Source organism: Actinomyces sp. HMSC065F12, assembly GCF_001814535.1.
Taxonomy (GTDB): Bacteria; Actinomycetota; Actinomycetes; order Actinomycetales; family Actinomycetaceae; genus Pauljensenia; species Pauljensenia radingae_A.
The window spans coordinates 1-1,376 of the sequence record NZ_KV816934.1; the positions used below are offsets into that span (position 1 = coordinate 1).

1 protein-coding gene is annotated in these 1,376 nt (G+C 51.8%); it reads right to left on the minus strand.

The window, feature by feature from the left end:
- Nucleotides 1–766 precede the first annotated feature (766 nt).
- Nucleotides 767–1,376 (minus strand): TNT domain-containing protein (locus HMPREF2975_RS12685; protein WP_141757213.1); only part of this gene is annotated, 610 nt, incomplete at its 5' end.

A 1,376-nucleotide genomic window follows, 5' to 3' on the forward strand; every position in this document is an offset into this window, starting at 1 on the left:
ACCAGCATGACTGATACTGATCGAACGAGGATGGTGTATATTGCGCATAAAATGAACATCTGCACAATCCGCCAGCTTCGACAGCTCCTCGAAAAACGGCTCATCAAGACTCGTGAGCGTCAATATTGCATCATCCCTTATTCTTAAGACATGTGACGGAGTCTTATCCTTCATTATACGGTCTGAACATATGAGAGCCATCCAGCTCCGGGTGGAGCCTCCGCTCTCAGAGTTTTCTTGCGTTGGCTCTAAGGGGCAAGGAATTGGGAAAGCGAAGGTTCTCCGTTTGCGTTGGTCACTGAATCGACCAGGTCGTGTACCTCTATGTCATGAATGTGAGAGTAGCGCACGCATTGGGAGACGTCATGTACAAGGTCGTCGCTCATCTTCATCGGCAGAAGTTCGCCATCTGGAGCTCGCAGAGTCGAAAGTGTGCGCGTCAAGCGGTGGAGAGCATATCCTTCCCGTATCTGACTAGTTCGGTGAGGAATGGAGAACTGCAGGTAGGCGCGAGCGTATCGATAGGGGAAGCTGGCGTTTAAGATAAGCCAGCGTAGGGCAATCTGTGCGTCCATAGTGACAAGTGAGAAGGAAATAGGACCACCTCGACCGCTTGAACCGAATGCGAAAGATCCGTCGTTGTGGTGTACCACGTGGAGGGCGGGGTCGCCATAGTCGTAGCTCAGCGTGACAGATTCATGTGCTACCTCGTTGAGTGCAAATCGGGCCCATCGGCATTCAGCTAAAGGCCGTAACTCATCGAAACTCAGTGTATCCATTCGAGGAGAATTCCTTTCTCTATGCACTCTGCAATTGACACCATTTCACCTCGTTCATTTAAGAAGATGAATTGCTTACCTCCGCCTTCAAATCCTAATGCGGGGGCGATTGTACCCTCTTCAACAGAGTAGCCACGAGGCAGTTCACCCAGCTGATAACCGTAGAGACGGTCATGAGCTTTCGGAGGCGGCATTGATCGCTTTTCAAATGGAATATGACGGCCTTCAGGTGCCGATGCGACGAATTGTCCCCCTGGATGACCGATCCGGTCGACGAATCGTCCATACTTTTCCTTGATTTGTTGAAGGCTGCTATGGCGCACAACTGAGTCAGGCAAGGCGCCGTTTGTATCTTGAAATCTATAATTCGGAACACCTCTCGAGTTTAAATTCTTTGAAGCCCACGCGTCGTAGGTCGGATACGGCTCTCCGTGCGCGTTCTTCCCAAATGGTGCGGGGCTTGTGTCCCAATGGGGGGTTGCGTCGGAGCGATGCAAGGAAAACTCGGTATATTGAGCTGGGTCTACGTGAGGGGCAGAAGCGTTGATGCGTGTCGAGGGTGTGTCTGCGCCTTTGCGGAGGAGCCTGTTGAGGGTG